General features: G+C 59.5%; 43 protein-coding genes. All 43 read left to right on the forward strand.

The window, feature by feature from the left end:
* Nucleotides 1-13: 13 nt before the first annotated feature.
* The 43 genes from tuf (at nt 14) to K349_RS0112225 (ending at nt 25,517) form a co-directional block, all read left to right on the forward strand.
* Nucleotides 14-1,207, forward strand: a complete 1,194-nt coding sequence (gene tuf, locus K349_RS0112020) for an elongation factor Tu (RefSeq protein ID WP_029166026.1) — start codon at nt 14-16, stop codon at nt 1,205-1,207.
* A gap of 19 nt (nt 1,208-1,226) precedes the next feature.
* Complete coding sequence (gene rpsJ / locus K349_RS0112025; RefSeq protein WP_029166027.1) at nt 1,227-1,532, forward strand: 30S ribosomal protein S10; 306 nt, start codon at nt 1,227-1,229, stop codon at nt 1,530-1,532.
* Nucleotides 1,533-1,568: 36 nt separating this feature from the next.
* Nucleotides 1,569-2,198 (forward strand): 50S ribosomal protein L3, encoded by a 630-nt coding sequence (gene rplC / locus K349_RS0112030; protein WP_029166028.1) that lies wholly within the window; start codon nt 1,569-1,571, stop codon nt 2,196-2,198.
* Nucleotides 2,199-2,213: 15 nt separating this feature from the next.
* Nucleotides 2,214-2,840, forward strand: a complete 627-nt coding sequence (rplD, locus tag K349_RS0112035) for a 50S ribosomal protein L4 (RefSeq protein ID WP_029166029.1) — start codon at nt 2,214-2,216, stop codon at nt 2,838-2,840.
* The gene (gene rplW / locus K349_RS0112040; RefSeq protein ID WP_029166030.1) at nt 2,837-3,133 is read left to right on the forward strand and encodes a 50S ribosomal protein L23; all 297 of its coding nucleotides are present in this window, start codon (nt 2,837-2,839) and stop codon (nt 3,131-3,133) included. The genes rplD and rplW overlap by 4 nt, the downstream gene beginning before the upstream one ends.
* An 18-nt stretch (nt 3,134-3,151) precedes the next feature.
* Entirely contained in the window at nt 3,152-3,979 is an 828-nt protein-coding gene (gene rplB, locus K349_RS0112045; RefSeq protein ID WP_029166031.1) for a 50S ribosomal protein L2, read from the forward strand.
* A gap of 24 nt (nt 3,980-4,003) precedes the next feature.
* Entirely contained in the window at nt 4,004-4,285 is a 282-nt protein-coding gene (gene rpsS / locus K349_RS0112050) for a 30S ribosomal protein S19 (RefSeq protein ID WP_029166032.1), read from the forward strand.
* A gap of 16 nt (nt 4,286-4,301) precedes the next feature.
* A complete protein-coding gene (rplV, locus tag K349_RS0112055) occupies nt 4,302-4,634 on the forward strand; it encodes a 50S ribosomal protein L22 (protein WP_029166033.1) in 333 nt (110 codons plus the stop codon).
* A 14-nt stretch (nt 4,635-4,648) separates the two neighbouring features.
* Nucleotides 4,649-5,323: a 30S ribosomal protein S3 gene (rpsC, locus tag K349_RS0112060; protein ID WP_029166034.1), complete on the forward strand. Its 675-nt coding sequence runs from the start codon at nt 4,649-4,651 to the stop codon at nt 5,321-5,323.
* 6 nt (nt 5,324-5,329) lie between these two features.
* The gene (gene rplP, locus K349_RS0112065; protein ID WP_029166035.1) at nt 5,330-5,752 is read left to right on the forward strand and encodes a 50S ribosomal protein L16; all 423 of its coding nucleotides are present in this window, start codon (nt 5,330-5,332) and stop codon (nt 5,750-5,752) included.
* 3 nt (nt 5,753-5,755) lie between these two features.
* Nucleotides 5,756-5,971, forward strand: coding sequence for a 50S ribosomal protein L29 (rpmC, locus tag K349_RS0112070; RefSeq protein ID WP_029166036.1), 216 nt, complete (start codon nt 5,756-5,758; stop codon nt 5,969-5,971).
* Nucleotides 5,972-5,977: 6 nt separating this feature from the next.
* Nucleotides 5,978-6,274 carry a 30S ribosomal protein S17 gene (gene rpsQ / locus K349_RS0112075; protein WP_029166037.1) on the forward strand — a complete coding sequence of 99 codons (297 nt, stop codon included), beginning with the start codon at nt 5,978-5,980 and terminating at the stop codon, nt 6,272-6,274.
* Between the two features lie 3 nt (nt 6,275-6,277).
* Nucleotides 6,278-6,646, forward strand: a complete 369-nt coding sequence (rplN, locus tag K349_RS0112080; RefSeq protein ID WP_029166038.1) for a 50S ribosomal protein L14 — start codon at nt 6,278-6,280, stop codon at nt 6,644-6,646.
* A 13-nt stretch (nt 6,647-6,659) separates the two neighbouring features.
* Nucleotides 6,660-6,986 (forward strand): 50S ribosomal protein L24, encoded by a 327-nt coding sequence (gene rplX, locus K349_RS0112085; RefSeq protein WP_029166039.1) that lies wholly within the window; start codon nt 6,660-6,662, stop codon nt 6,984-6,986.
* Nucleotides 6,987-7,004: 18 nt separating this feature from the next.
* Entirely contained in the window at nt 7,005-7,547 is a 543-nt protein-coding gene (rplE, locus tag K349_RS0112090; protein WP_029166040.1) for a 50S ribosomal protein L5, read from the forward strand.
* Between the two features lie 15 nt (nt 7,548-7,562).
* On the forward strand, nt 7,563-7,748 hold the full coding sequence (locus tag K349_RS0112095; protein ID WP_029166041.1) for a type Z 30S ribosomal protein S14: 186 nt from the start codon (nt 7,563-7,565) through the stop codon (nt 7,746-7,748).
* A 30-nt stretch (nt 7,749-7,778) separates the two neighbouring features.
* Nucleotides 7,779-8,183 carry a 30S ribosomal protein S8 gene (gene rpsH, locus K349_RS0112100; RefSeq protein ID WP_029166042.1) on the forward strand — a complete coding sequence of 135 codons (405 nt, stop codon included), beginning with the start codon at nt 7,779-7,781 and terminating at the stop codon, nt 8,181-8,183.
* 12 nt (nt 8,184-8,195) lie between these two features.
* Nucleotides 8,196-8,735, forward strand: a complete 540-nt coding sequence (gene rplF, locus K349_RS0112105) for a 50S ribosomal protein L6 (RefSeq protein WP_029166043.1) — start codon at nt 8,196-8,198, stop codon at nt 8,733-8,735.
* A 14-nt stretch (nt 8,736-8,749) separates the two neighbouring features.
* Complete coding sequence (gene rplR / locus K349_RS0112110; RefSeq protein WP_029166044.1) at nt 8,750-9,118, forward strand: 50S ribosomal protein L18; 369 nt, start codon at nt 8,750-8,752, stop codon at nt 9,116-9,118.
* 15 nt (nt 9,119-9,133) lie between these two features.
* Nucleotides 9,134-9,637: a 30S ribosomal protein S5 gene (gene rpsE, locus K349_RS0112115; RefSeq protein ID WP_029166045.1), complete on the forward strand. Its 504-nt coding sequence runs from the start codon at nt 9,134-9,136 to the stop codon at nt 9,635-9,637.
* A gap of 13 nt (nt 9,638-9,650) precedes the next feature.
* Nucleotides 9,651-9,836: a 50S ribosomal protein L30 gene (rpmD, locus tag K349_RS0112120; RefSeq protein ID WP_029166046.1), complete on the forward strand. Its 186-nt coding sequence runs from the start codon at nt 9,651-9,653 to the stop codon at nt 9,834-9,836.
* An 18-nt stretch (nt 9,837-9,854) separates the two neighbouring features.
* Nucleotides 9,855-10,301 carry a 50S ribosomal protein L15 gene (gene rplO, locus K349_RS0112125; RefSeq protein ID WP_029166047.1) on the forward strand — a complete coding sequence of 149 codons (447 nt, stop codon included), beginning with the start codon at nt 9,855-9,857 and terminating at the stop codon, nt 10,299-10,301.
* Entirely contained in the window at nt 10,302-11,594 is a 1,293-nt protein-coding gene (gene secY / locus K349_RS0112130) for a preprotein translocase subunit SecY (protein ID WP_029166048.1), read from the forward strand.
* A gap of 14 nt (nt 11,595-11,608) precedes the next feature.
* On the forward strand, nt 11,609-12,262 hold the full coding sequence (locus tag K349_RS0112135; RefSeq protein WP_029166049.1) for an adenylate kinase: 654 nt from the start codon (nt 11,609-11,611) through the stop codon (nt 12,260-12,262).
* Nucleotides 12,259-13,032, forward strand: a complete 774-nt coding sequence (map, locus tag K349_RS0112140) for a type I methionyl aminopeptidase (protein ID WP_029166050.1) — start codon at nt 12,259-12,261, stop codon at nt 13,030-13,032. Before K349_RS0112135 ends, map begins: the two co-directional genes overlap by 4 nt.
* 171 nt (nt 13,033-13,203) lie before the next feature.
* Nucleotides 13,204-13,422, forward strand: a complete 219-nt coding sequence (gene infA, locus K349_RS0112145) for a translation initiation factor IF-1 (protein ID WP_029166051.1) — start codon at nt 13,204-13,206, stop codon at nt 13,420-13,422.
* A gap of 56 nt (nt 13,423-13,478) precedes the next feature.
* A complete protein-coding gene (gene rpmJ / locus K349_RS18845) occupies nt 13,479-13,604 on the forward strand; it encodes a 50S ribosomal protein L36 (RefSeq protein ID WP_084460445.1) in 126 nt (41 codons plus the stop codon).
* Between the two features lie 6 nt (nt 13,605-13,610).
* Nucleotides 13,611-13,988, forward strand: a complete 378-nt coding sequence (rpsM, locus tag K349_RS0112150; protein WP_029166052.1) for a 30S ribosomal protein S13 — start codon at nt 13,611-13,613, stop codon at nt 13,986-13,988.
* Nucleotides 13,989-14,022: 34 nt separating this feature from the next.
* Nucleotides 14,023-14,415, forward strand: coding sequence for a 30S ribosomal protein S11 (rpsK, locus tag K349_RS0112155; protein ID WP_029166053.1), 393 nt, complete (start codon nt 14,023-14,025; stop codon nt 14,413-14,415).
* Between the two features lie 37 nt (nt 14,416-14,452).
* Nucleotides 14,453-15,079, forward strand: a complete 627-nt coding sequence (gene rpsD, locus K349_RS0112160) for a 30S ribosomal protein S4 (protein WP_029166054.1) — start codon at nt 14,453-14,455, stop codon at nt 15,077-15,079.
* A gap of 43 nt (nt 15,080-15,122) precedes the next feature.
* Nucleotides 15,123-16,172 (forward strand): DNA-directed RNA polymerase subunit alpha, encoded by a 1,050-nt coding sequence (locus tag K349_RS0112165; protein ID WP_029166055.1) that lies wholly within the window; start codon nt 15,123-15,125, stop codon nt 16,170-16,172.
* 4 nt (nt 16,173-16,176) lie between these two features.
* On the forward strand, nt 16,177-16,530 hold the full coding sequence (gene rplQ / locus K349_RS0112170) for a 50S ribosomal protein L17 (protein ID WP_029166056.1): 354 nt from the start codon (nt 16,177-16,179) through the stop codon (nt 16,528-16,530).
* A gap of 3 nt (nt 16,531-16,533) precedes the next feature.
* Complete coding sequence (locus K349_RS0112175) at nt 16,534-17,361, forward strand: ATP-binding cassette domain-containing protein (protein WP_029166057.1); 828 nt, start codon at nt 16,534-16,536, stop codon at nt 17,359-17,361.
* Nucleotides 17,346-18,200 carry an ATP-binding cassette domain-containing protein gene (locus K349_RS0112180; protein WP_029166058.1) on the forward strand — a complete coding sequence of 285 codons (855 nt, stop codon included), beginning with the start codon at nt 17,346-17,348 and terminating at the stop codon, nt 18,198-18,200. The genes K349_RS0112175 and K349_RS0112180 overlap by 16 nt, the downstream gene beginning before the upstream one ends.
* A complete protein-coding gene (locus tag K349_RS0112185) occupies nt 18,188-18,997 on the forward strand; it encodes an energy-coupling factor transporter transmembrane component T family protein (RefSeq protein WP_029166059.1) in 810 nt (269 codons plus the stop codon). The genes K349_RS0112180 and K349_RS0112185 overlap by 13 nt, the downstream gene beginning before the upstream one ends.
* A complete protein-coding gene (truA, locus tag K349_RS0112190) occupies nt 18,994-19,851 on the forward strand; it encodes a tRNA pseudouridine(38-40) synthase TruA (RefSeq protein ID WP_029166060.1) in 858 nt (285 codons plus the stop codon). The genes K349_RS0112185 and truA overlap by 4 nt, the downstream gene beginning before the upstream one ends.
* A 15-nt stretch (nt 19,852-19,866) precedes the next feature.
* Nucleotides 19,867-20,910, forward strand: coding sequence for a rod shape-determining protein (gene mreB, locus K349_RS0112195; RefSeq protein WP_029166061.1), 1,044 nt, complete (start codon nt 19,867-19,869; stop codon nt 20,908-20,910).
* Between the two features lie 18 nt (nt 20,911-20,928).
* Nucleotides 20,929-21,723: a flagellar hook-basal body protein gene (locus K349_RS0112200; RefSeq protein ID WP_029166062.1), complete on the forward strand. Its 795-nt coding sequence runs from the start codon at nt 20,929-20,931 to the stop codon at nt 21,721-21,723.
* A gap of 24 nt (nt 21,724-21,747) precedes the next feature.
* Nucleotides 21,748-22,536, forward strand: coding sequence for a flagellar basal-body rod protein FlgG (flgG, locus tag K349_RS0112205; protein WP_029166063.1), 789 nt, complete (start codon nt 21,748-21,750; stop codon nt 22,534-22,536).
* A 2-nt stretch (nt 22,537-22,538) separates the two neighbouring features.
* Nucleotides 22,539-23,447: a flagellar basal body P-ring formation chaperone FlgA gene (gene flgA, locus K349_RS18170; protein ID WP_029166064.1), complete on the forward strand. Its 909-nt coding sequence runs from the start codon at nt 22,539-22,541 to the stop codon at nt 23,445-23,447.
* Nucleotides 23,448-23,452: 5 nt separating this feature from the next.
* Entirely contained in the window at nt 23,453-24,031 is a 579-nt protein-coding gene (locus tag K349_RS0112215; protein WP_029166065.1) for a flagellar basal body L-ring protein FlgH, read from the forward strand.
* 14 nt (nt 24,032-24,045) lie between these two features.
* Nucleotides 24,046-25,200 carry a flagellar basal body P-ring protein FlgI gene (locus K349_RS0112220; protein WP_245588052.1) on the forward strand — a complete coding sequence of 385 codons (1,155 nt, stop codon included), beginning with the start codon at nt 24,046-24,048 and terminating at the stop codon, nt 25,198-25,200.
* The gene (locus tag K349_RS0112225) at nt 25,200-25,517 is read left to right on the forward strand and encodes a hypothetical protein (protein WP_034266017.1); all 318 of its coding nucleotides are present in this window, start codon (nt 25,200-25,202) and stop codon (nt 25,515-25,517) included. The genes K349_RS0112220 and K349_RS0112225 overlap by 1 nt, the downstream gene beginning before the upstream one ends.
* Nucleotides 25,518-25,519: the final 2 nt, after the last annotated feature.

Here is a 25,519-nt window from a genome sequence, read left to right on the forward strand (position 1 = left end):
AGGAGGGAGCAGCATGGCAAAGGAGAAATTTGCGCGGTCGAAGCCGCATCTGAACATCGGTACCATCGGCCACATCGACCACGGGAAGACGACGCTGACGGCGGCGATCACGAAGACACTGGGAAGGAAGGGATACGCGGACTTCACCCCCTTCGACCAGATCGACAAGGCGCCGGAGGAGCGTGAGCGTGGTATCACCATCAACATCGCCCACGTGGAATACCAGTCCGACACGCGGCACTACGCGCACATCGACTGCCCCGGACACGCGGACTACATCAAGAACATGATCACCGGTGCCGCCCAGATGGACGGTGCCATTCTCGTCGTGTCCGCGGCGGACGGTCCCATGCCCCAGACGCGGGAGCACGTTCTTCTCGCGCGGCAGGTCAACGTGCCGGCTCTCGTCGTGTTCATGAACAAGGTGGACATGGTGGACGACCCGGAACTGCTCGATCTCGTCGAGATGGAAGTTCGGGACCTGCTGAACAAGTACGATTTCCCCGGAGACGACGTGCCCATCATTCGGGGTTCCGCGCTGAAGGCCCTCGAGTCCGACAGCGACAACGAGTGGACCGAGAAGATCTGGGATCTCATTCGTGCCTGTGACGACCACATTCCCCAGCCCGTGCGCGAAGTGGACAAGCCGTTCCTGATGCCCATCGAGGACGTGTTCACCATCACCGGGCGTGGCACCGTCGTCACCGGAAGGATGGAGCGCGGCATCATCACCCCCGGTTCCGAAGTCGAGATCGTCGGCATGCAGGAAGACAAGATCAAGAGCGTGGCCACCTCCCTTGAAATGTTCCGGAAGATTCTGGACGATGCCCAGGCCGGAGACAACGTGGGAATTCTTCTCCGGGGCGTGGACAAGGAGCAGGTGGAGCGGGGCATGGTCGTTGCGAAGCCCGGAAGCGTGAAGCCGCACAAGCACTTCAAGGCCGAGGTGTACGTACTGAAGAAAGAGGAAGGCGGCCGTCACACGCCCTTCTTCGGCGGCTACAAACCCCAGTTCTACTTCCGGACCACCGACGTGACGGGAGAGATCAAACTGCCCGAGGGCGTGGAAATGGTCATGCCCGGGGACAACTCGCAGTTCGAAGTGAAGCTGATCGTGCCCATCGCCATGGAGGAAGGACTGCGATTCGCCGTGCGCGAAGGCGGTCGTACCGTCGGCGCCGGTGTGGTCACGCAGATCCTCGACTGACCCTTCGGGGGTGAATGCTGTGACGAAACGGATTCGGATCAAATTGAAGGCGTTCGATCATCGTGTGCTCGACACCTCGGCCGTTCAGATCGCCGAGACGGCGGTCCGGAGCGGGGCGAAAGTGGCGGGTCCCATTCCTCTCCCCACGGAGTTCGAGAAGTTTACGGTGCTCAAGTCCCCTCACAAGGACAAGGACGCGCGCGAACAGTTCGAGATTCGCACACACAAGCGGCTCATCGATATTCTGGAGCCCACCCAGAAGACCATGGATGCGCTGATGCAGCTGAATCTCCCCTCTGGAGTGGATATCCAGATCAAGCTGTAGCGGGGAGCTCTGAGCTGAAAGGAGTGGAAGGGACACATGAGTATGGGAATTCTTGGCCGCAAGCTCGGCATGACGCAGGTGTTCGATGAGGCCGGCAAGGCCGTCGCCGTTACGGTGATCGAAGCGGGGCCGTGTCCCGTCGTTGCGGTGTGTACGCCTGAGCGGCAGGGATATGCTGCGGTCCAGCTTGGTTTCGGCGAGCGGAAGAAACACAAGGTGACCAAACCGCAGAAGGGATATTTCGACAAAGCCGGCGTGGAGCCCGTCCGATGGCTGCGCGAATTCCGCGTCGCGGACAGTGCCGCTTATTCCGTGGGGCAGACCGTGACGGTGGAGTTGTTTCAGGCGGGGGAGAAGGTCAAGGTCACGGGCAGAAGCAAGGGAAAGGGTTTCGCCGGCACGGTGAAGCGGTTTAACTTCAACCGGTGCCCCCAAGGGCACGGTGCGTCCAAGGTACATCGCAAACCCGGTTCGTCCGGTGCGAACAGCTACCCGGGCCACATCTTCAAAGGAAAAACCATGCCGGGGCACATGGGCGACGAGAGGGTCACCGTAAACAATCTCGCTGTCTTCGCCGTGGATCCCGAAAACAACCTGCTGCTCATCAAAGGTGCCGTTCCCGGTGCGCGCAACGGGCTTGTTCTGGTGCGCAAACTGGGTTCTTAAGGAGGCAGGGAAGTCATGCCTAACGTGAAGCTCGTGAATTTCAAAGGAGATGTTCTTGGGGAGGAGCAGGTTGCGGACGTCGTCTTTGCCGCTCCGGTCCATGTTCCCGCCATGCATCAGGTTGTGGTGGCCCATCTGGCGAACAGCCGCGTGGGTACCGCGAACACCAAGGATCGCAGCGACGTCCGTGGTGGCGGAAAGAAACCCTATCGGCAGAAGCACACGGGACGGGCGCGCCAGGGAAGTCTCACCTCTCCGCTGCATGTGGGAGGCGGCGTCGCTCATGGCCCACATCCCCGGGATTATTCCCAGAAAGTGAACAAGAAAGTCCGGCGCCTTGCCCTGCGCAGTGCACTGACCCTCAAGGTGAAGGATTCGCGGATGCTTTTGCTGGAGAATCCGGTGCTTGAGGCTCCGAGAACGAAATCCGTGGTGGAATTTCTGCGGCAGGTCGGTGCGGAGAGAAAACCTCTCTTCGTGATTCACGAGACCAACGTAAACCTGTACAAGTCCGCGGGAGCCGTGCCCGGAGCGAAGGTCATGCATGTGGACAGTATCAACGTGTATGACATTCTCCATCACCAGCATCTGATCGTCACACCCGAGGCGGTCCGCAAGATCGAGGAGGTGTTCGGACGATGAGACAGCTTGCCTACGATGTGATCGTGAGACCCATCGTCACGGAAAAGAGCAGTCGTCTCATGGAGCAGGGCAAGTACACCTTCGAAGTGCTGCCTGTCGCCAACAAGATCGAGATTCGCAAGGCCGTGGAGACCATTTTCAAAGTCAAGGTTCTCAAAGTGAGCACCATCAAGGTGCGTTCCAAGCCGAAGCGGATGGGTGTTCATGTAGGACGCTCGCGCTCGTGGAAGAAGGCCATCGTGTCCCTCGCCCCGGGCGAACGGATCGAATTCTTCGAAGGCGCCACGGTCTAAAGAGGGGGAGAGGGAAGAATGGCCATCAAGAAATTCAAGCCCACCAGCCCGGGACGCAGGTTCATGACCGTCTCGACCTATGAGGAGATCACCAAGACCACGCCGGAAAAGCGTCTTGTGGAGAGCCTCAAGAAAAGCGGCGGACGGAACAACCTCGGACGGATCACCATGCGTCACCGGGGAGGCGGCAACAAGAGAAAGTATCGCATCGTGGACTTCAAGCGGAACAACGTCGGTATTCCCGGAAAAGTGGCCGCGGTCGAGTACGATCCGAACCGGTCCGCTCGCATCGCCCTCATTTTTTTCGCAGACGGAGACAAACGGTATATTCTCGCTCCGTCGGGAATTTCCGTGGGCGACATGGTCATGTCCGGACCCGATGCGGATATCAAGCCCGGCAACGCCATGAAGCTCAAGGACATGCCGGTGGGAACCTTCATCCACAACGTGGAGCTTCAGCCCGGTCGGGGCGGCGTACTCGTCCGTTCTGCCGGAACTTCCGCCCAGCTCATGGCCAAGGAAGGCAAATATGCCTACGTTCGTATGCCCAGTGGAGAACTCCGGCTCATTCTTCAGGAATGCATGGCCACCATCGGTCAGGTAGGCAACGAAGAGCACGAGAATCTCTCCGACGGAAAGGCCGGAAAAACCCGCTGGCTCGGGAAACGTCCTTACGTGCGCGGCATGGTCATGAACCCTGTGGATCATCCTCTGGGTGGCGGAGAAGGAAAGACCAAGGGGAACAAGCACCCTGTCTCTCCCTGGGGTACGCCGGCCAAGGGATACCGCACGCGCAAGCGCAAGCCGTCGGACAAACATATCGTGCGTCGCCGGCATCAGAAATAGGAACGAGGAGGTGCGGGAAGACAGATGGCACGATCATTGAAGAAAGGCCCCTTTGTTGATCTCAAGCTCTCCAAGAGAATCGACGAGATGAACAAATCCGGAAAGAAGCGGGTTCTGAAGACTTGGTCGCGGCGTTCCACCATTCTTCCAAACATGGTGGGACACACCATTGCGGTGCACAACGGAAAGACCCACATTCCCGTGTACGTCAGCGAGAACATGGTCGGACACAAGCTCGGCGAATTCGCCCCCACGAGGCGCTTCGGCGGTCACGCCGGACAAGAGCGCTCCAGCAAGGTGAAGTAAAGAGGAGGGAACGGGAATGGAAGCACGAGCCGAAGCCCGGCAGGTGCGAATCTCCCCCTTGAAGGTGCGGCAGGTGATGCAGCTCGTTCACGGTAAATCCGTCGATAAGGCGTTGTTAGCGCTTCGGTTCACCCCGAAGAAGGCCGCTCGGATCGTCGAGAAGGTGCTGAAGAGCGCCGTGGCCAACGCGGATCACAATTTCGGCATGGATGTGGACAAGTTGTTCGTCGTCAAGGCCGTGGCGGATCAGGGGCCTGTCATGCGGCGTTTTCGTCCGGTTTCAATGGGGCGTGCGCATCCCTATCGCCATCGAACGAGTCACATCACCGTGGTCGTAGCGGAACGGTAAGGAGGGGACGCACGTTGGGTCAGAAAATACATCCGGTAGGATACCGAATCGGTGTCATCCGCGACTGGGAGTCGCGCTGGTATGCGGACGGGAAGGCCTATGCGAAGAACCTGCACGAGGATCTCAAGCTCCGCGAGTGGATCAAGGATCGCTGGAAACATGCGGGTGTCTCCCGCGTGGAGATCGAGCGCATCGGCAACGTCATGCGCTTTACGGTTTGGACCGCCCGGCCTGGTGTCGTCATCGGCAAAGGTGGTCAGGAGATTCAGAACGTTCGTGAGGATCTGCAGAAACTGACTGGTGCGCGGGTCATGATCAACGTTCAGGAGATCAAGCATCCCGACACGGATGCCCAGGTCGTCGCGGAAGGCGTCGCCTCCGCCCTCGAGCGTCGCATCAGTTTCCGTCGGGCTATGAAACAGGCTATTTTTCGAGCCATGAAATCCGGGGCCAAGGGAATCAAGATTCAGTGCTCCGGACGTCTCGGCGGCGCGGAAATCGCCAGAACCGAGTGGTATCTGGAGGGGCAGCTTCCTCTCTCCACGTTGCGTGCGGATATTGATTACGGTTTGGCTGTGGCACGCACTATCTACGGCGTCATCGGCGTCAAAGTGTGGATCTACAAGGCCGATGCCGCTCGAAAGACCCGTCGTGTGGCCGCACAGACTCAGGCCGACGAAAGGGGGTAAGCGGAAATGCTGAGCCCGAAACGTGTAAAGTATCGCAAGCCCTTCCGAAGCCCCCTTCGGGGAGTGACCAAGGGAGGCGAGTACGTCGCCTTCGGTGATTTTGGACTGCAGGCTCTCGAAGGTGCATGGATCACCGCCAGACAAATCGAGGCAGCCCGTGTGGCCATCTCCCGGAAAATGCGCAAGGGCGGCAAAATCTGGATTCGCATCTTCCCGGACGTGGCACTTACGAGGAAACCTCTGGAAACGCGAATGGGAAAAGGGAAGGGAAGCCCGGAATATTGGGTCGCTCCCGTGAAGCGAGGGCGCATCATGTTCGAGATTGCCGGTGTTCCCCGGGATGTCGCCGAGGCGGCGTTCCATACGGCGGCACACAAGTTTCCCATCAAGGTGCGCCTGGTCGCCCGCGAGGGATTGGGTGGTGAGTAAGCGATGAAGGCAAAGGACTTGCGGGATCTGACGCTGGACGAGCTCCGGGACAAGCATCGCCAATACAAGGAAGAGCTCTTCAATCTTCGCTTTCAGCATGCGATCGGTCAGTTGGGCAACACCGGAAGAATCGGTGACGTGAAAAGATCCATCGCCAAGGTTCTTACCGTCATGCGGGAAAAAGAGCTGGGGCTTACGAGCTCCGTCGTGAGGAGGTAGCGGACGATGGAGGAAAACGTTTCCCGCGGCAAGACGCGGGTGGGCATCGTCGTGAGCGACAAGATGCAGAAGACGGTAGTGGTGCGCGTCGATCGTATGGCGCAGCATCCTCTCTACGACAAGCCCGTCATTCGGGCCAAGAAGTACATGGCACATGACGAGGAGAACGTCTGTGGCAAAGGTGACAAGGTTCTCATCAGGGAATGCCGTCCTTTGAGCCGTCACAAGCGCTGGACCGTCGCAGAGGTTATCGAGAAGGCTCCGGTGCTTCTCGATGAGCAGCCCGTGCGGGGGGAGGCCTAGTCCATGATCCAGCTCCGGACCATGCTCAACGTGGCGGACAACACGGGAGCCAAGAAGATCATGTGCATCCAGGTCCTCGGTGGCAGCAAACGGCGCTTCGGCTCCATCGGAGACATCATCGTGGCCTCCGTGAAGGAAGCTATTCCCAACAGCAATACCGAAAAGGGGAAAGTCGTCAAAGCCGTGGTGGTGAGGACGAAGAAGGAAGTGCGGAGACGGGACGGAAGCTACGTCCGTTTCGATGACAATGCGGCCGTCATCATCGACAACAACGGTGACCCGAAGGGAACCCGCATTTTCGGTCCTGTCGCCCGGGAGCTTCGGGAGAAGCGGTATATGCGGATCGTTTCCCTCGCTCCCGAGGTCGTGTAGGGAGGCGGATGGAATGAGCAAAATGCGGATCAGAAAGGGAGATCGCGTTCGCGTGATCTCCGGGAAATACAAGGGAGTCGAGGGGAAGGTGCTTCGGCGCTTCCCCGACCGTGACGCACTGCTCGTCGAGGGTGTGAACATCGTGACCAAACATGTCCGTCCTACTCAGAAGAGTCCCAAGGGCGGTATCGTCAAGCAGGAAGCTCCTATTTATGCCTGCAAGGTCATGCTGGTCTGTCCCGCCTGCGGTAAGAACACGCGCGTCGGTCGGGCGTTTCTGGAAAGCGGCAAGAAGGTCCGGGTCTGCAAACAGTGTAACGAGATCATGGACAAGGTGTAAGCGGGGAGGAACGACGCCATGATTCCGAGACTGCAAGAAAAGTACTCCACAGAGATCGTTCCTCGCTTGCGGCAGAAGTTCAACTACAAGAACGTCATGGAAGTCCCGCGCCTCGAAAAGGTCGTCGTGAACATCGGTGTCAACGAGGCGAAACAGGACATGAAGTTCATGAACGTCGCCATGGAGGAACTCACCACGATTACCGGACAGCGTCCCCTTCTCAAGAGGGCGAAGAAGTCCGTGGCGGGATTCAAGGTCCGTGAGGGTATGCCCGTGGCCTGTTGCGTGACCCTCAGAGGGGCGAAGATGTGGGAATTCCTCGACAGACTGATCACCCTTGCCCTCCCTCGGATCAAGGACTTCCAGGGCGTTTCCCGCAAGGGCTTCGACGGTCGGGGAAACTACAACCTCGGTCTTCGCGAGCAGCTTATTTTTCCCGAGATCGATTACGACAAGGTCATTCGGATTCGGGGGATGAACATCACCATCACGACCACGGCTCGGACCGATGAGGAAGGGCAGACGCTCCTCGCCGAAATCGGATTTCCGTTCAGCCGGTAGGGGGAGGGAAGAGGCATGTCAAGAACAGCGCTCGAACACAAGGCCACGCTGGAACCCAAGTTCAAGGTGCGGGGATACAACCGTTGCCCTCTCTGCGGTCGCCCGAAGGCCTTCATGCGAAAGTTCAACATGTGCCGCTGCTGCTTCCGAAAGCTCGCTCGGGAAGGAAAGATTCCCGGAGTCGTGAAGTCGAGCTGGTAGGTGCAGGACGCAGCGAAGGAGGCAACAGGAATGTACGTTAATGATCCCATAGCGGATATGCTCACCCGGATCAGGAACGCCAACATGGTGTACCTCGATGTCGTCGATATGCCCCTGAGCAGAGTCAAGGCCGCCATCGCCAAGATCCTCAAGGAAGAAGGGTACATTCGGAACTACAAAGTTATCAACGATCCGAAAAAACCCTTCCAAGTCTTGCGCGTCTTCATGCAGTACGGCCCGAACAGGGAACATGTCGTCCAGGGTATCAAGCGAATCAGCAAGCCCGGTCGCCGGGTCTACGCGGGTTCGAAGGAACTCCCCAAAGTCATGGGAGGACTCGGTATGGCGGTGGTCTCCACCTCCCAGGGTCTCATGACGGACGCCGAGGCGCGCAAGCGTGGTCTCGGCGGGGAGATCCTCTGCAACGTGTGGTAGGGGGTGCGGATCGTGTCTCGGATCGGGCGCAAACCCATAAAAGTTCCGAAGGGCGTTTCAATCATCCAGAACGAGGACCGTCTTACCGTAAAGGGTCCCAAGGGAGAGCTCTCCCTCGATATCCATCCCGAGATCACCCTTTCGATTGAGGATGGGGTGCTGACGGTCACTCGTGCGGACGACGAAAAGAAGACCAGGGCGCTCCACGGCATGACGCGTGCCTTGGTGAGCAATATGGTGGAAGGGGTCAGCCAGGGATTCCAGAAGGTGCTTGAGATCATCGGCGTCGGCTATCGGGCGCAGATGAAGGGAACCACCCTTGTCCTGAGCCTCGGCTATTCCCATCCCATCGAGTTCGACCCTCCCGCAGGCATCGAGATCGCGACGGACGGCCCGACGAAAATCTTCGTCCGGGGTATCGACCGCCAGGTCGTGGGGCAGGTGGCGTCCGTCATCCGTGGATACCGTCCCCCCGAACCCTACAAGGGGAAGGGCATTCGGTACGCGGGCGAGTACGTCATTCGCAAGGCCGGGAAATCCGGCGGAAAATAGGGAGGTGATCTGCCGTGATTAAAAAGCGTAGTCGTAACGAAATGCGGAAAATCCGACACGAACGTCTGCGGCGGACCCTCTCGGGGACTGCTGACAAGCCCAGACTCGCCGTTTTCCGGAGCGAGAAACACATCTTCGCGCAGCTCATCGACGACGATGCGGGACATACGCTTGCCGCCGCGTCCACCGTCGAGCCCGCGATGAAGGCGTCTCTGAGCAGCACGGGCAATGCGGAGGCCGCGAAGGCCGTGGGCAAGGCGATTGCGGAACGTGCCATCTCCAAGGGAATCAAGGCCGTCGTTTTCGACAGAGGCGGGCATATGTTCCACGGGCGCGTCAAGGCGTTGGCCGAGGCAGCTCGCGAAGCCGGCCTTGAGTTCTAAGGGGGGTATGGAAGCATGGCGACCAAGAATGTGACGAGTAAGGGCGTCGAAATCAGTGAACGCGTCGTGGCGATCAACCGGGTCAGCAAGGTCGTCAAGGGCGGAAAGCGCTTCAAATTCAGCGTTCTCGTCGTGGTGGGCGACAACGATCACCAGGTGGGAATGGGGCTCGGCAAGGCGAGAGAAATTTCCGAGGCGGTTCGCAAGGGAATCGAAAAGGCGAAGAAGAACCTTGTGGATCTTCGCAAGGTGGGGAATACCATTCCTCATCCCGTCATCGCCAATTTCGGTGCGGCCAGGGTCATGCTGAAACCTGCCGCTCCCGGAACGGGCGTTATCGCCGGAGCCGTTGTCCGAGCCATCATGGAACTCGGCGGGGTCAAGGACGTGCTCACGAAGGTCATCGGCCGGACATCCAACCCCATCAACGTTGCCTATGCGACGCTCGAGGCGGTTAAGACCCTGCGGACTCCCGACGAGATCCTGCGTCTTCGCGGGAAGGACCGCAAGGAAGCGTAGGAGGGGGAGAAACATGGCTCAGTTGCGACTCACCTGGAAACGGAGCACTATCGGTCGTCCCGACAAGCAGGAACGGATCATTCGGGCGCTCGGACTCAAACGCCTCCACCACACGGTGATTCAGGAGGACACTCCCGCTATTCGAGGTATGGTTCGGGAGGTCGAACACCTTCTCGAATGGTCCGAGGTCGGGAAGTAGCAGAAGGAGGGAACACTCATGCAGCTGCATGAACTGCGGTCCGCTCCGGGGGCGAAACGTTCCCGGAAGCGCATTGGCCAGGGAATCGGAAGCGGTCTCGGAAAGACCGCAGGCAAGGGACACAAGGGACAGAAGGCCCGCAAGAGTGGTGGCGTCCGCCCCGGTTTTGAGGGCGGGCAGATGCCCCTTACTCGGAGAATTCCAAAAAGAGGGTTCAATAACGCGCGCTTTGCCAAACAGTATCAGATCGTGAATCTTCAGTTCATCGAGGATCGCTTCGAGACCGGTGCCGTTATCGATGCCGTTGCGTTGCAGGGGGCGGGTTTGGTCCGCAAGTGCGACGAGCCGGTGAAGATTCTCGGCAAGGGTGACCTGACGAAGGCGTTCACGATCCACGCACAGGCTTTCAGCGCCCAGGCGGTGAAGAAGCTGGAGGCGGCGGGTGGGAAGGCAGAGGTGATCTAGGTGATCGACTCCTTCCGCGATGCCTTCAGACTTCCCGATCTGAAACGAAAAATCCTTTTTACTCTCGGCATGCTCTTCATCTTCCGCCTGGGTGCGCATATGCCCACCCCTGGCATCGACACGGAGGCCATGGCGAGAATGTTCGAGCAGGGAGGCGTTCTGGGGTTCCTCGATATGTTCGCGGGAGGTGCGCTGCGGCGCTTCAGCGTGTTTGCGCTGGGCGTCGCTCCCTACATCAACGCGAGCATCGTCATGCAACTGCTTGTCGTTGTCATTCCCGCCCTGGAAAAACTTCAAAAGGAAGGTGACGAGGGCCGCAAGAAGATCGTCATGTACACGCGCTGGGGAACGGTGTTCTTCGCGTTGGTCCAGGCCGTGGGCATGACAATTTGGCTGCGGAATCTCGGAATCTTTTCGGGGACGCTGCTTGACGCCATCGTGGCGGTCGTGACCACTGTCACCGGAGCGATCGCCGTCATGTGGCTCGGCGAAGAAGTGACCGATCACGGCATAGGCAACGGCATCTCGCTGCTCATCTTCGCCGGTATCGTGGCACGGATTCCCGAAGCGCTGGTGCAGACATGGTCGCTCCTGCGCATGGGTGAGCTGAATCTGATTTCCCTTCTCGTGGCGGTCATCCTCATGGTGGTTGTCGTGGCGGGATGCGTTCTTCTTCAGGAAGGACAGCGGCGTCTGCCGGTGCAATACGCCAAACGGGTCGTTGGGAACAAGGTCTACGGCGGTCAGAGTACCTTCATTCCTCTTCGGGTGAACCAGGCGGGGGTTATTCCCATCATTTTCGCCTCGTCGGTGCTGCTGTTTCCCTACACGATCTTCCGTTTCTTCTCCGGGGACTGGGCCGTGACGATGCAGAATCTCTTCGCTCCGGGAAGCGCGGTCTACATGGTACTCTATGTGGTTCTCATCGTGTTCTTCGCCTATTTCTACACGGCGGTGGTCTTCAATCCCGTGGATGTGGCGAACAATATGAAGAAGTATGGAGGGTTCATTCTCGGCATCCGCCCAGGGCGTCCCACTTCCGAATACATCGAAAAAGTCATGACCAGGATCACCCTCGGCGGCGCTGTGTTTCTCGCCGTGGTGGCGCTCGTGCCCACGCTCATGACCTCCGTGGTGAACATGAGCACCTTCTATTTCGGAGGCACGGCGGTGCTCATCGTTGTGGGGGTGGCTCTCGACACAGTACATCAGATCGAGGCGCAGCTCCTTATGCGGCACTATGAGGGCATTCTGAAGCGCCGCGACAAGACCGGCGGGCTTTTGCGCCTGTAGAATCGGTGGTTTCCATGCGACTCATATTTCTGGGACCTCCGGGAGCGGGCAAGGGTACTCAGGCGGTTTTCGTGAAAAAAACCTATGGATTGGCCCACATTTCCACGGGCGATATTCTTCGCGCCCAGGTCAAGCAGGAAACGGAGCTGGGAAAAACCGCCAAGGGATACATGGATGCGGGGAAACTCGTTCCCGATGATGTCATCATTGGAATGATCCGGGAGCGTCTCGGTGAAGAGGACTGTGCCAAAGGGTTCATTCTCGACGGATTTCCCCGGACTGTTCCCCAGGCGGTGGCTCTTGCGGAGTTACTGAAGTCTATGGGAAGGCATCTCACAGCGGTAATCTGCTTCGATGCGGCGGACGACCTTTTAGTGGAGCGGTTGAGCGGGCGCAGGACCTGCAGAAACTGCGGCGCGATTTACAACGTCAGCTTCCATCCTCCCGAAAAAGAGAACGTGTGTGACGCCTGCGGAGGTCCTCTCATGCAGCGCGACGATGACCGGGAGGACGTCATTCGGAACCGACTCCGGGTCTACAAGGAACAGACGGCACCGCTCATCGAGTATTACGAACGCGAAGGACTGTTGCGCCGTTTCGACGCCGGTGGGGCTCCGGATTCCCTGGTCGCCCTGGTGGCGGAGCTGGCGGGAAAAGACGACGCATGATCACCTTGAAAACCGAAGAAGATGTCCGTTCCATGCGCCGAGCCGGTCAGGTGGTGGCCGACGTCCTCAGACTCCTTCGGGATCTCGTGCGCCCCGGTGTGAGCACCCTTTTTCTGGACACCGAGGCGGAGGGCCTCATTCGACGGGCAGGGGGAAGCCCCGCATTCAAAGGATACACCGTTCCAGGCATTTCCATGCCCTTTCCCGGTTCCATCTGTGCTTCCATCAACGAGGAAGTCGTGCACGGGATCCCTGATGCGCGACGCATCCTCCGGGAAGGCGATATCATCAGTGTCGATGTGGGAGTCTCCATAGACGGGTTCTATGGGGACGCAGCCTGCACGTATCCGGTCGGCTCGATCGCACCCCTCAGGAGAAAACTGCTCGATGTCACCCTTGAGTCGCTCCATCGGGGACTTGGTGTCATCCGTTCCGGGAGTACTCTCGGTGACATTGGGCACGCCGTCGAATCGACGGTGCTTCAAAACGGCTTCGGCCTGGTCCGGACCTACGCGGGTCACGGTATCGGAAGGCGTCTTCACGAGCCTCCCCAGGTTCCGAATTACGGACGACCGCGTTCCGGGATCACGCTGAAAAAGGGAATGACCATCGCTGTCGAACCCATGGTGATGTCCGGAGGAGAAAAAGTGTTGACGACGCGGGACAAATGGACAGTGGTTACAGCCGACGGTTCCGACGCGGCGCACTTCGAGCACTCCGTCCTCGTTCTCGACGATGGAGTGGAGATCCTCACGCCATGGGAACAATGAGTCGATACACCCTTTGCATGGGGGATGTCGTGGAATACCATCGCGGTTGTTTCGGGTCGCGAAAAGGTTTTCGACGGTATTCCTCCGGAGGCGGAACAGGTGTTGCGAGCGCGGAAAGCTGCGCCCGCCGGAGCTGGGAACAGAGTTCGATCGAGGGTAGGTGACGGACGAATGGCCAAGGAAGATGTCATCGAAGTACGGGGAAAAGTCGTCGAACCGCTTCCCAACGCCATGTTCCGCGTGGAGCTGGAAAATGGGTACAAGGTTCTCGCCCATGTTTCAGGGAAAATGCGGATGCATTTCATCCGGATCCTTCCGGGTGACAAGGTTCTCGTGCAATTGTCCCCCTATGACTTGACGCGGGGACGTATCGTGTATAGATTCAAATGATTGCCCTCAAGCGTGCCGCGGCTGGTACGGTTTTCAAGTTAAGGAGCGTGACGGACATGAAGGTGAAACCTTCGGTAAAGCCCATCTGCGAACATTGCAGCGTTATCAAGCGGAATGGGGTGGTGCGGATCATTTGCAGCAAGAATCCCCGCCACAAGCAGCGCCAGGGTGCAAGGAGGTAATGGAGGATGGCCCGAATCGCCGGAGTGGACCTTCCCCGCGAGAAGCGCGTGGAAGTGGCTCTTACGTACATCTACGGAATTGGCCTGCCCACGTCCCACAGGATTCTGGACGCCACGGGGATCAGTCCCGACACGCGGGTGAAGGATCTTTCGGAGGACGAGGTGCAGAAACTTCGCGGAGAGATCGAAAACAATCACGTCGTCGAAGGCGATCTCCGCAGGGAAGTGGCCATGAACATCAAACGTCTCATCGAGATCGGCTGTTACCGGGGATTGCGACACCGGTCGGGTCTGCCCGTGCGCGGCCAGAGGACGAAGACGAACGCGAGAACCCGCAAGGGGCCCCGGCGCACCGTGGCGGGCAAAAAGAAGGCGACCAAGTAGCGACACGAAGTGCCCCTAAGGGAGGGAATGCTCAGTGGCCAAGCGAGTACAGCGAAGAGGAAAGCGTAAGGAGAGGAAGCACGTCAGCTATGGTGTGGCGCACATCCACTCCACGTTCAACAACACCATCATCAGCATCACCGACAAGCAGGGGAACCTGCTCTCCTGGTCGGCGGGCGGCAATGTCGGTTTCAAGGGAACTCGGAAATCCACGCCCTTTGCGGCGCAGCTTGCGGCGCAGACCGCTGCGAAAGTCGCTCAGGAACACGGTGTGACGGAGATCGATGTGGTTGTCAAGGGCCCAGGACCGGGGCGCGAGTCGGCGATTCGCTCGCTCCAGGCGGTGGGGCTCCAAGTGAACATGATCAAGGACGAGACCCCCATCCCTCACAACGGTTGCCGTCCTCCCAAGCGCCGCCGCGTGTAGCGCCTGGGCACCGGAAGGATAATAAGGAGGAAGAGGCATGAGTAGATACACGGGTGCCGTTTGCCGGCTCTGCAGAGCGGAGGGCACGAAACTTTTTCTCAAGGGCGACAGGTGCTATACCGAGAAGTGTGCCATCAACAAGAGGAACAGCCGCCCCGGGCAGCACGGTACGAAACGCGTCAAGACCAGTGAATACGGAATCCGGCTTCGGGAAAAACAGAAACTGCGCAGATATTACGGCATGAACGAAACCCAGTTCCGGCGCTTTTACGGCATGGCCTCCAAGATGCCGGGCCAGACGGGGCACAATTTCCTTCAGATCCTCGAGCGGCGCCTCGACAACGTGCTGCATCGAATGGGCTTCGGTGTGAGCCGAAGCCAGTCCCGCCAGATCGTTCGTCACGGTCATGTCCTCGTGAATGGTCGAAAACTGGACATTCCGAGTTATCTCGTTCGGGCCGGGGACGTGGTTGCCATCGCCGAGAAGAGCCGAGACATCGTTCTTCTCAAGGATAACGCCGAGGTGGCCGCATCCAGGGCGATCCCTGCCTGGATCGAGTTGAACGCCCAGGGGCTGGAGGCGAAGATCATCTCTCTGCCCGTTCGGGAGCAGATCGACTCGCCGGTGAACGAACAGCTCGTGGTTGAATTCTACGCGAGATAAGGGATTGTCGGAAAAACCGAAGCGACGAAAGGTGGGGGGATCATTGGAGGAATTGTTGCAGCCTCAGATTAGGGTGGAGGAGAGCACCCCCCGTTTCGGAAAGGTCATCGTGGAGCCCTTGGAGCGCGGATACGGTGTTACGCTCGGCAACGCCCTTCGGCGCGTGCTCTATTCGTCCATTGGCGGAGCGGCCATCACAGCCGTGCGCATCGAGGGAGTTCTTCACGAATTCACGACGGTACCCGGCGTGCGAGAGGATGTCATCGACCTTCTCCTCAATCTCAAGCACGTGCCCCTTCGCTCCTACAGCAAGGATGTCCGGGTCCTTCGTCTGGACCTGGACGGTCCTGCCAAGGTCACCGCTGCCCATATTCAGGGTGACAGCGATATCGAGTGCGCCGATCCCGACGCGTACATCTGCACCTTGGCGGAGGGAGCGCATCTTGCCATGGATATCTACGTGGAACAGGGGATGGGCTATGCCACGAACGACCGGCCTCGTCCGGCCTATCTTCCCGTGGACGCACTCCTGGTGGATGCCATCTTTTCCCCCGTTCATCGCGTGAACTACGAGGTGCAGAACGCTCGAGTGGGTCAGCGGACGGACTACGACCGACTCATTCTCCAGGTCTGGACCAATGGAGTGGTGGCTCCCGCAGATGCCGTGGCGGAAGCGTCGGGCGTGCTGCGAAGCTATTTTTCCAGAATGCAGGATGTACTTGTCCGTCCGACGGAACAGCCCGGTTCCTCGGTGGAGGATGCCGGCGAATCCTCGCCGCAGGATACGGTCTCCGAGGAGGGATCGACGGGAGTCCGATGGGATCCCGAGGATGCCCTCATTTCCAGGCCGATCAGGGATCTTGAACTTTCCATGCGCAGCGAGAACTGCCTTCTCCGTGGCGGTGTCCACACCATAGGGGATCTTTTGAGTCGATCCCATGAGGAATTGTTGAAAATTCGCAATCTGGGCAAAATCTCTCTCCGGGAGATCGAAGAGAAGCTTGCCAGGCTCGGATATGCATTCCCGGCCCCCTCTGAGGACGATTCGACCCAGAGGTCGGGCAAGAAGAAGGAAAAGGAAGAGGAGGAGTAATCCCATGAGGCACCGTATGGATCACAGCACCCTTGGCCGTTACGGCAGCCACAGGAAAGCGATGCTGTCGAACCTCGCCGCCGGGCTGTTCATCCACGGACGAATCAGCACGACCTTCATGCGAGCGAAGGAAGTGCAGCGCGTGGCGGAGAAACTCATTACCAGAGCCCGTGGAGGCAGCCTGCACGACCGTCGTCTGGTTATCTCCAAAATGCCTTACAAGGCGGCTGTTCTGAAACTGTTCGACGAAATCGCTCCTCGCTATGCGGGGCGTCCGGGAGGATACACGAGAATCATCAAGACGGGATTTCGCATGGGAGACGCGTCACCCACAGCAATACTCGAACTGGTCGAGTAAATCATGCGGAACGGTACGGTGTGTTCGCTTCGGGGTGTGGGATACACTTACCCCGGAGCGCTCGCTCCGGCCCTGACGGAGTTTACCCTCGACATTCCCTCTGGTGCCTGGATAGCGCTTCTGGGGAGCAACGGTTCCGGAAAGTCCACGTGTGCCCGCATGTTGAATGCCCTGCTGATTCCCACGCAGGGCAATTGTGTCGTGTTGGGTTATGACACATCCCATCCCGGAACGGTCTTTGAAGTGCGGCGCCGTGTGGCCATGGTCTTTCAGAACCCCGAGAATCAGATCGTCGCAGCCACGGTGGAGGAGGATGTGGCATTCGGGCCGGAAAATCTGGGCCTGGACCCCTCCGAGATTCAGGAACGAGTCGAATGGGCTCTCGGGGTGACAGGGCTTTCGGAGATGAGAAAGCGCCCTTCCTACGCTCTTTCTGGAGGTCAGAAACAGCGCCTCGCCCTTGCCGGAGCCCTGGCACTGCGTCCGCTCTGCCTTGTGCTCGACGAGGCCACGTCCATGTTGGATCCCCAGGGGCGCCGGGATTTGATGCACGTTCTTCGCGAACTGCATGCTCAAGGAATGACCATCGTTTCCATCACCCATAATCTGGAAGAGATTCTCTTCTGCACAGAGGCGTGCATCCTCGCGGAAGGACGGCTCGTCTGGAAAGGAACACCCATGGACCTGCTCGAAAGTTCCAGGATTCCGCACTCTCTGGACATCTCGCCTTTTCTGGAGTTGTGGCGACGGTTGAAGAGAGAACACTTTCTCGGTGCCACTATATTCCCCGAACCAGAATCCATCGCCGAGGCGCTATGTCGATTCGCGTGACGGATCTCACTCATGTCTACCACCAGGGCACCCCTCTGGAGAGGCGTGCCCTGGATGGTGTGAACCTTCTGGTGGAGCCCGGCTCCTGGGTGAGCGTGGTGGGGCATACCGGAAGCGGCAAGTCCACGCTGGCGCAGCATCTCAACGGACTGCTCTTTGCCACCCGAGGGGTGGTCGAAGTGGATGGCGTTTTTCTCCGCGAGGATGCTCCGGAACTTCTCCGAAAAGCGAGGAAAAAAGTCGGACTCGTCTTTCAGTATCCAGAGCAACAGCTTTTCGCCGAGACCGTCTCGGAAGAAATCGCCTTCGCACCTCGCAATTGGGGTATTTCCAAAGAGCGGCTTCCAGAAGTCGTCCATGCCGCTGCGGCACGTGTCGGCCTGGAGAAGTCCCTCCTCGGCATGAATCCCTTCAACCTTTCGGGCGGACAGAAACGCCGGGTTGCCCTGGCGTCGGTGCTTGCTTCCGAACCCGACTATCTCGTGCTGGATGAACCGACGGCAGGACTTGACGGAAAGGGCAGAAAAGAGTTGCTCTCCCTCCTGAGTCGGTTCGTGCGGGAAGGGAAAAGTGTCGTTCTCGTCACTCACGACCTCGACACCGCCCTCGCCCATTCGCACCGCATTCTCGTCCTCGAGGATGGGAAGGTGTTCGCTCTCGGGACACCACAGGAGGTGTTGAACGCATTGGTAGGAGCGTCTGTTCGAGGCATTGTCCTTCCGCCGGTGGTGGAACTCTCGCAGGGGCTGAAACAGCGCGGTTGGAACGTCCCTCTCACGCCCGATGCGACGACATTGTATGCACTGATCGCCAAGGAGGGGAAGCGGTGCGATTCCTGAATCACCTCACGCTCGGACAGTATGTTCCCACGGGTTCTCCGTTGCACTGTCTGGATCCGAGATGCAAGATCCTCGGTACGCTGCTTGTCATGACTGTACTCTTTCTCACGCGAGCCCCCGTGTCCTTTCTTGCCTGGGGTCTTCTCCTTCTTGCCCTCACGCTGCTTTCCCGTCTTTCTCCTGGGATGGTGCTGCGGGGTGCGAGACCCGTTCTTATTCTTATTGTCTTTACGGCATTCATTCATCTTTTCTTTACCAAGGGAACGCCGCTCTGGTCGTTGGGCATTCTCTCCATCACGAAAGAAGGCGTGACCGCTGCTCTGCGCATGAGCAGCCGCCTCTTTTTTCTCGTTCTTTTCGCGGGACTTCTCACGCTCACCACATCTCCCATGGAGTTGGCGGACGGTCTGGAGCGCCTGTTTTCTCCGCTGGTTCCGCTCGGTTTTCCCGCTCACGAAATGGCCATGATGATGACGATCTCTCTCCGCTTCATCCCGACGCTGCTTGACGAGACGGATCGCATTTTCAAGGCCCAGCTCGCACGCGGCGCCGACCTGGATCGAGGTGGGCTCATCCGGCGCCTCCGTGCTTTCGTGCCGGTGCTCATTCCTCTCTTCGTCATCGTCTTTCAACGGGCGGAGGAACTTGCCGTCGCCATGGAGGCCCGCTGTTACCGAGGTGCCGGGCGGACCCGCATGTACCCGCTCCGGTGGAGCAGGGGGGACACCGCAGCCCTTTTCCTGTTCACGTTTGCCTTGGGAGGGGTTCTTGGAATGGACAGGTGGCTTCTGTCGTGAAAAGGTATGCGATACAGCTCGCCTACGATGGAACTCCCTTTTCGGGATGGCAGCGTCAGAAAGAAAGCCGGGGCATTCAAGAGGTCGTGGAGGAAGCTCTGGAGCGGATTTCCGGAGAACCGACGCCGGTGATTGCCGCCGGTCGCACGGACGGAGGCGTGCACGCCCGGGGACAGGTCATCTCCTTTTCCCTGCGAAAGGAATGGAATCCGGAGACTCTTCGCAAAGCCCTGGATTTTCACCTGGAGAGTTCGGTCCGTGCGGTTCGCGCCGCCGTGGTTCCTTTCCGCTTTTCCGCGAGAAAAGACGCCCTCTGGAGAGAGTATGTCTATCAGATCTGGGACGCCCCTTTCATCTTCCCTCACGTTCAGGGGTACGCGTGGTGGATCCGTTCCTCCTGGAACTGGGACGCGGTGCGGCAGGCTACGGAACATCTCCGTGGGAACCATGATTTCACGGCATTCTGTCGGGCCGGTGATCTTCCGGAGAATCCTAGGAGGACCATCTCCGCCGTTTCCCTCGCCCGACGGGGGCCTCTGGTGCGTTTTCGAATCAGAGGGAAATCCTTTCTCACGAACATGGTGCGCATCATCCTGGGGTGTCTCGCCGAGGTGGGACGAGGGCGGAGGAATTCCGACTGGATCGCCGATCTTCTCCGGGGTGCCTCCCGTACTCAGGCCGGCCCGACGGCACCTCCCGGAGGGTTGTGTCTCTGGAGGGTTGGATATGAACCCTCTCCGTGGCATCCTCTTGTAGGACTCGCGGGGAATGCGTATAGTCGTAGCGAAGGGGCGGACTTCGTGCCGCCGGAGGATGCCGTTTTTTCCGCAGACGGCGATGGTACGGAAGAGTAAGGAGGGTCCTCATCCGTGTTCGGAAGAGATATCGGCATAGATCTGGGAACGGCGACGGTGCTCATTTTCGTGCGTGGCAAAGGCGTCGTGTTGCGGGAGCCCTCGGTGGTCGCCCTCGATCAGACGAATGACAGAATCCTCGCCGTCGGTGAGGACGCGAAGCGCATGCTCGGGCGCACGCCGGGACATGTCACGGCGGTACGCCCTCTCCGGGATGGTGTCATCGCCAACTACACCATGACCGAGGCCATGCTGCGTCATTTCATCCGCAAGGTCACGTCCGGAGTGGGCAAGTTCTTTCGGAACCGCGTCATGATCTGCGTCCCTTCGGGAGCCACCGACGTGGAGCGCCGGGCCGTCCTCGAAGCAGCGGTGGAGGTTGGTTCCAGAGAGGCCTATCTCATCGAAGAGCCCATGGCAGCGGCCATCGGTGCGGAACTCGACGTGGCTGAACCACGGGGAAACATGGTCGTCGACATCGGCGGCGGTACCACGGACATCGCGGTGATTTCCCTGGGAGGCATCGTCGTGGCGGAATCGCTGCGGGTTGGGGGCGACAAATTCGACGAGGCCATCATGCGCTTCGTGCGGAAACAGTACAATCTCGCCATCGGGGAACAGACGGCGGAAGATCTGAAAATCTCCATAGGCACCTGTCACCCCAAACAGGACGAGAGTGCCGAGATGACCATCAAAGGACGGGATCTCATTTTGGGGCTTCCCCGCCAGGTGGAAATCAGCAGCAACGACGTGGCCGAAGCGATCCGCGAACCCGTGCAGACCATTGTGGATGGAATTCGGCATGTTTTGGAATTAACGCCTCCCGAGCTTTCAGCCGATATCATCGATAGGGGAATCGTCCTTACCGGAGGAGGGGCTTTGCTGCGGGGGCTCACGGAACTCGTGACCGAGCAGACGGAGATCTCCTGCTACATTGCCGAGCATCCGCTGGAGTGTGTGGCACTCGGCACGGGCAAGGCGCTCGACTCCCTGGACAAACTGAAAGAATCCGGAACCGTTTTGTCCGCCCTGAAAAAAGGAGGGCGACGCGGTCTCTAGGAGGAAGGGAGGGCCTTCATGTTTCGAGGCCTGTATGCGGGGGCTTCGGCAATGCTCGTCCAGGAGAAGATGCTGGACGTGGCGGGGAATAACCTCGCCAATGTGGATACGGCGGGTTTTCGTGGCCGCATCGCTGTAAATAAGTCCTTTCCGACGTTGCTCATGGAAAAGCTCGACGGCAATCCCGGCGAAACCTATCCACCCAAGCCGGACCGTCTCAAAAAACGTGAACTCATCGGCAGCGCCGCCTTTGCGAACGTCCTCTCCGAAACGGTGACGGACACCCAGGGAGGAGCCATGCGGGTCACCGACGCGCCTCTCGACGTGGCCATCCTCGGAGAGGGCTTTTTTGCCGTTCAGGACGGTCTCGGCAACACCTTCTACACACGGTCCGGTCATTTCGTCCTCGATGGAGAGGGAAACCTCGCCACCCACAACGGACATCTCGTCCAGGGGCTTGGCGGTCCCGTGGCGGTCGGAGCCGAGGCGGTCTCGGTCTTCATCAATGCCGGAGGGCAGGTCATCGCCGACGGCGTCGTGGTGGATCAGTTGCAATTGGTCGAGTTCGAATCTCCCACCTACCTCCGGCAGGAGGGGAAGTCCCTCCTCTCCGAGACGGAAGATTCGGGAGCACCTCAACCGGTGGAGGAGCCCCGTCTTGCCTCGGGAAGCCTCGAGATGTCCAATGTGAACGTCGTCACCGAGATGATTCGCATGGTCGAGGCGAATCGGGCCTACGAGGCCGCGGCAAAGACCGTTTCGGTGCAGGACGAAATGGCGAACCGTCTCAATCAGACCTACGGCAAGGCCTAGGCTGGCGAGGGGAGGAAACTCATCATGATACGATCCCTGTGGTCCGGCGCGACGGGTATGATCGCGCAGCAAACGAATCTGGACGTGATCTCCAACAACCTGTCCAACGTGAATACCTCGGGTTTCAAAAAGATCCGGGCCGATTTCGAGGATCTTCTCTATCAGATAGACCGTGAGCCCGGTGCACCCGTGGAGCCTGCGTCGGTGGTCCCCACGGGTATCCAGGTCGGGCTTGGAACCCGCGTGGTGGGGACGAACCGTCTCATGTCCGCGGGAAATCTCAAGGTCACGGGAAACCAGCTCGATGTCGCCATCGAGGGAGACGGATTTTTCCAGGTGCAACTGCCCAACGGCGATATCGCTTACACCCGGGATGGCGCGTGGCGACTCGATGGGGACGGTCAGATCGTCACCTCCAACGGATATCTTCTGGAGCCCGCCGTGGTCGTTCCCGAGGATGCCGTCGAGATCACCATCAGCCCCACCGGCGACGTGAGCGTTCTCGTGCCCGGAGACGTGAACCCCCAGAACGTGGGACAGATCGAACTCGCCCGCTTCGTCAATCCCGGAGGATTGAAGGCCATTGGCAAAAACCTTTTCGTCGAGACCGCCGCTAGTGGCGCACCCCAGGTGGCCAACCCCGGCGACGAAGGGATGGGAACCACTATTCAGCATATTCTCGAGATGTCCAACGTGGAAGTCGTGGAGGAAATGGTGGGCATGATCGTCGCCCAGAGGGCCTACGAAGCGAATTCCAAGACCATACAGACCGCCGACGATCTTCTGCGCATCGCCAATTCCCTCCGGAGGTAACGATGTCGTTCTCTCGGGCGGGTCGTCTTTCGGCCCGCCTTGCGTTTCTCTCTTCCTTCGTGTTTCTCTTGGTTCCGCTCTCTTTCGGCGCGGAGAACGCAGCGCTTCTGGTCGTTCTGGAGCGGGACTTTGCTCACCAAGGCGGCGAGATGATGCTCCTCGAGGCGGCGAGCTTCGACGGAGATCCGTCTCTCGTCGCCCTGGCAGCGAGAGCCAGAATTCTTCCCAAGGACGGGATCCTCACCAGGGAAATGGTGCTGGAGGCTCTTTTGCGGGGCGGACTCGCCGGAACGCGAGTGGCTTTGCGCATGCCGGAGCAGGTGCGCGTGTTGCCCGAGGATCCGGTGACGGCGGATGTGCGCCGTCTCTCACGTTGGGTCTGGCGTCTCGATGTGGAGCGGGAAGGAACGCTTCCTTCCGGAGCGGTTCTCGTCAGTCCCAGAGAGATCAAGCCCGGTATCACCGCGACGGTCCTTCGGTATCGTCTGACCGGGGGGCGGGAATTTTCGGTCCCCGTCCGCATCAAATGGCGCCAGCCCGCGGCGGTGCTTCGCCGCTCTCTGCCGAGGGGAAGCGTTCTTTCCGAGGAAGATCTGCGGGTTCTTTTCGTGGAACGTTCGGGGCTTCGGACGCCCGCGGATCCCTTTCGGCTTTGCGGGGCGAGGCTTACGAGAAATCTCGCGCAGGGAGGCGTCGTGTTCACGGACGATGTGGAATCGGTGCCGGTCATCGCCAAGGGAGATCCGGTGCGGATGGTTTTCCGGGCGGGAGGACTTCAGGTGGAGGCCTCGGGAGAGGCTCTCGACAACGGTGGTGTAGGTGATACCATACGAGTACGCAATGTGTTGAGCCGGCGGATCATCGCCTGTGTCGTTTCCGGTCCCGGCGTGGTCATCGTGGAGGGGGAGTGACGAACATGGGACGTCGCATGAGTGTTCCGGCCCTGTTGGGTCTCTTGGGTGTGTTCCTTGCTTCTGTCGGAGGGGCTCAGTCCCTTTGGCAGGACGGGGGGAGCCTTTTTGCGGATCAAAAACCCTCGAAGGTGGGGGATATCGTCACGGTGCTCGTCAAGGAAAAAACCGCCACCAAGGACGAGGCCAAGACGGATGTCTCGAAGACCAACGATTCCAGCATCGCCGACGGATGGGGATTGTTCGACTTCATCAAGGCCCTCGGGTTCAAGTCCGGCAGTTCCACCAAGGGAGACGGCAGTACCGAGCGGACCCATACGGCGACGGCGCGGGTCACCTGTCTTGTCACGGAAGTACTGCCCAACGGAAACCTCGTCATCGAGGGAGGAAGGGATCTCAAAACCCACGACGAGACCCTTAAACTCCGTTTCCGCGGTGTCGTGCGTCCCAGTGACATCGGTTCCGACAATGTGGTCCTGAGCGATCTCGTGGCGAATGCCGAGGTGGGTATCGAAGGCAAGGGTGCGTTGACGCGCGTGCAACGTCCCGGAGTACTCACGCAAATCTTCCAGGTTCTGTTCTGAGGAGTGTGACGACGGTGTATCGCACCGAGATGAAGCGGCGAATTTTTCCGGGAGCGGGAATCCTTTCTGTCGTAGGAGTCGTAGGACTTTTTTTGTTGACGCTCTTCCCGGTCGGAGCTTCTTTTGCGGAGGAACTCCATCCGGACGTTCGGGTCAAGGATCTCGTCAACGTCGAGGGGGTCCGCCCGAACCAGCTCATCGGCATGGGGCTCGTGGTAGGGCTTCAGGGCACGGGAGACAAGGGTGACCTGGCGTTGCGCATGATGCAGAACATGGCCCGCCAGTTCGGTGTCGCCGTGGACACCAAGGCTATCAAGAGCAAAAACGCCGCGGTCGTCACCGTGACCTGCGAGCTTCCTGCCTTCGCCCGCCCGGGGCAGACCGTGGATGTCGGCGTGAGCGCCATGGGGGACGCGAAAAGCCTTCAGGGGGGCGTTCTCCTGCAAACACCTCTCCAGGCCGCGGACGGCAAGGTCTACGCCGTGGCCCAGGGTCCCCTCCTCGTGGGCGGTTTCGCCGCGGGAGGCCAGGGCGCGCAGGTGACGAAGAACATCACCACCACGGGGCGCGTCGCCGGAGGTGCCATCGTCGAGAGAGACGTTCCCATGGCTTTTGCGGAGGGAGGGCGCATCACCCTTCTGCTCCGTAATCCGGATTTCACCACTGCCCAGCGGGTCGCGGAAGCGCTCAACCGGCAGTACGGCAACATCGCCGCTCCTGTCGATGCCACCCGGGTCGCCGTCGTGGTGCCCCCCGCTTTCGGTACGAATCCCACACAGTTCCTTGCCGAGGTGGAAGGGCTTCGAGTTCGTCCCGACACGGTCGCGCGCGTCGTGGTGAACGAGCGGTCTGGAACGGTCGTCATGGGTGGTGACGTGCGCATCGGTTCCGTCGCCGTCGCTCACGGCAACCTCACCGTTCGGGTTCAGGAGCGCCAGGACGTCTCCCAGCCGCAGCCCTTCAGTCGGGGAGAGACGACGGTGACCACCCAGACGGACGTGAGCGTTCAGGAACAGCCGGGACAACTCCTCACACTCCCTGCGGCGACGAGCGTGAACGATCTGGTGAAATCCATGAACGGCGTCGGCGCCAGCCCGAGGGACATCATCGCCATTCTCCAGGCCATCCAGCAGGCGGGTGCACTTCACGGAGAGCTGGTGGTCATGTGATGAAGATCGACGATCTGGTCGGGACAGCACGGAGCGGAGACATCGCGGAAAAAATATCCTCACGCGAGGCGACGGAACTCGAGGAGGCATGCCGCCAGTTCGAGGGCATTTTCCTCGGCATGCTCTGGAAGGACATGATGCGCCAGGCCCGCAGCATGGGGGGGCACGACGAAAAGCGCCCCTTCGGCGTTCTCGAGGATCTTTCCGTCGAGATGGCTGCCGAATCTCTCACGCGGGGAGAAGGAATCGGACTCTGGAGGATCCTTTACGAGCAATTGAAAGAGGCGCTTCCGCAGGACAAGGCGGCGGACGCCTGAAG

Origin of the sequence: Aminiphilus circumscriptus DSM 16581, from assembly GCF_000526375.1 — a bacterium.
Classification (GTDB): Bacteria; Synergistota; Synergistia; order Synergistales; family Aminiphilaceae; genus Aminiphilus; species Aminiphilus circumscriptus.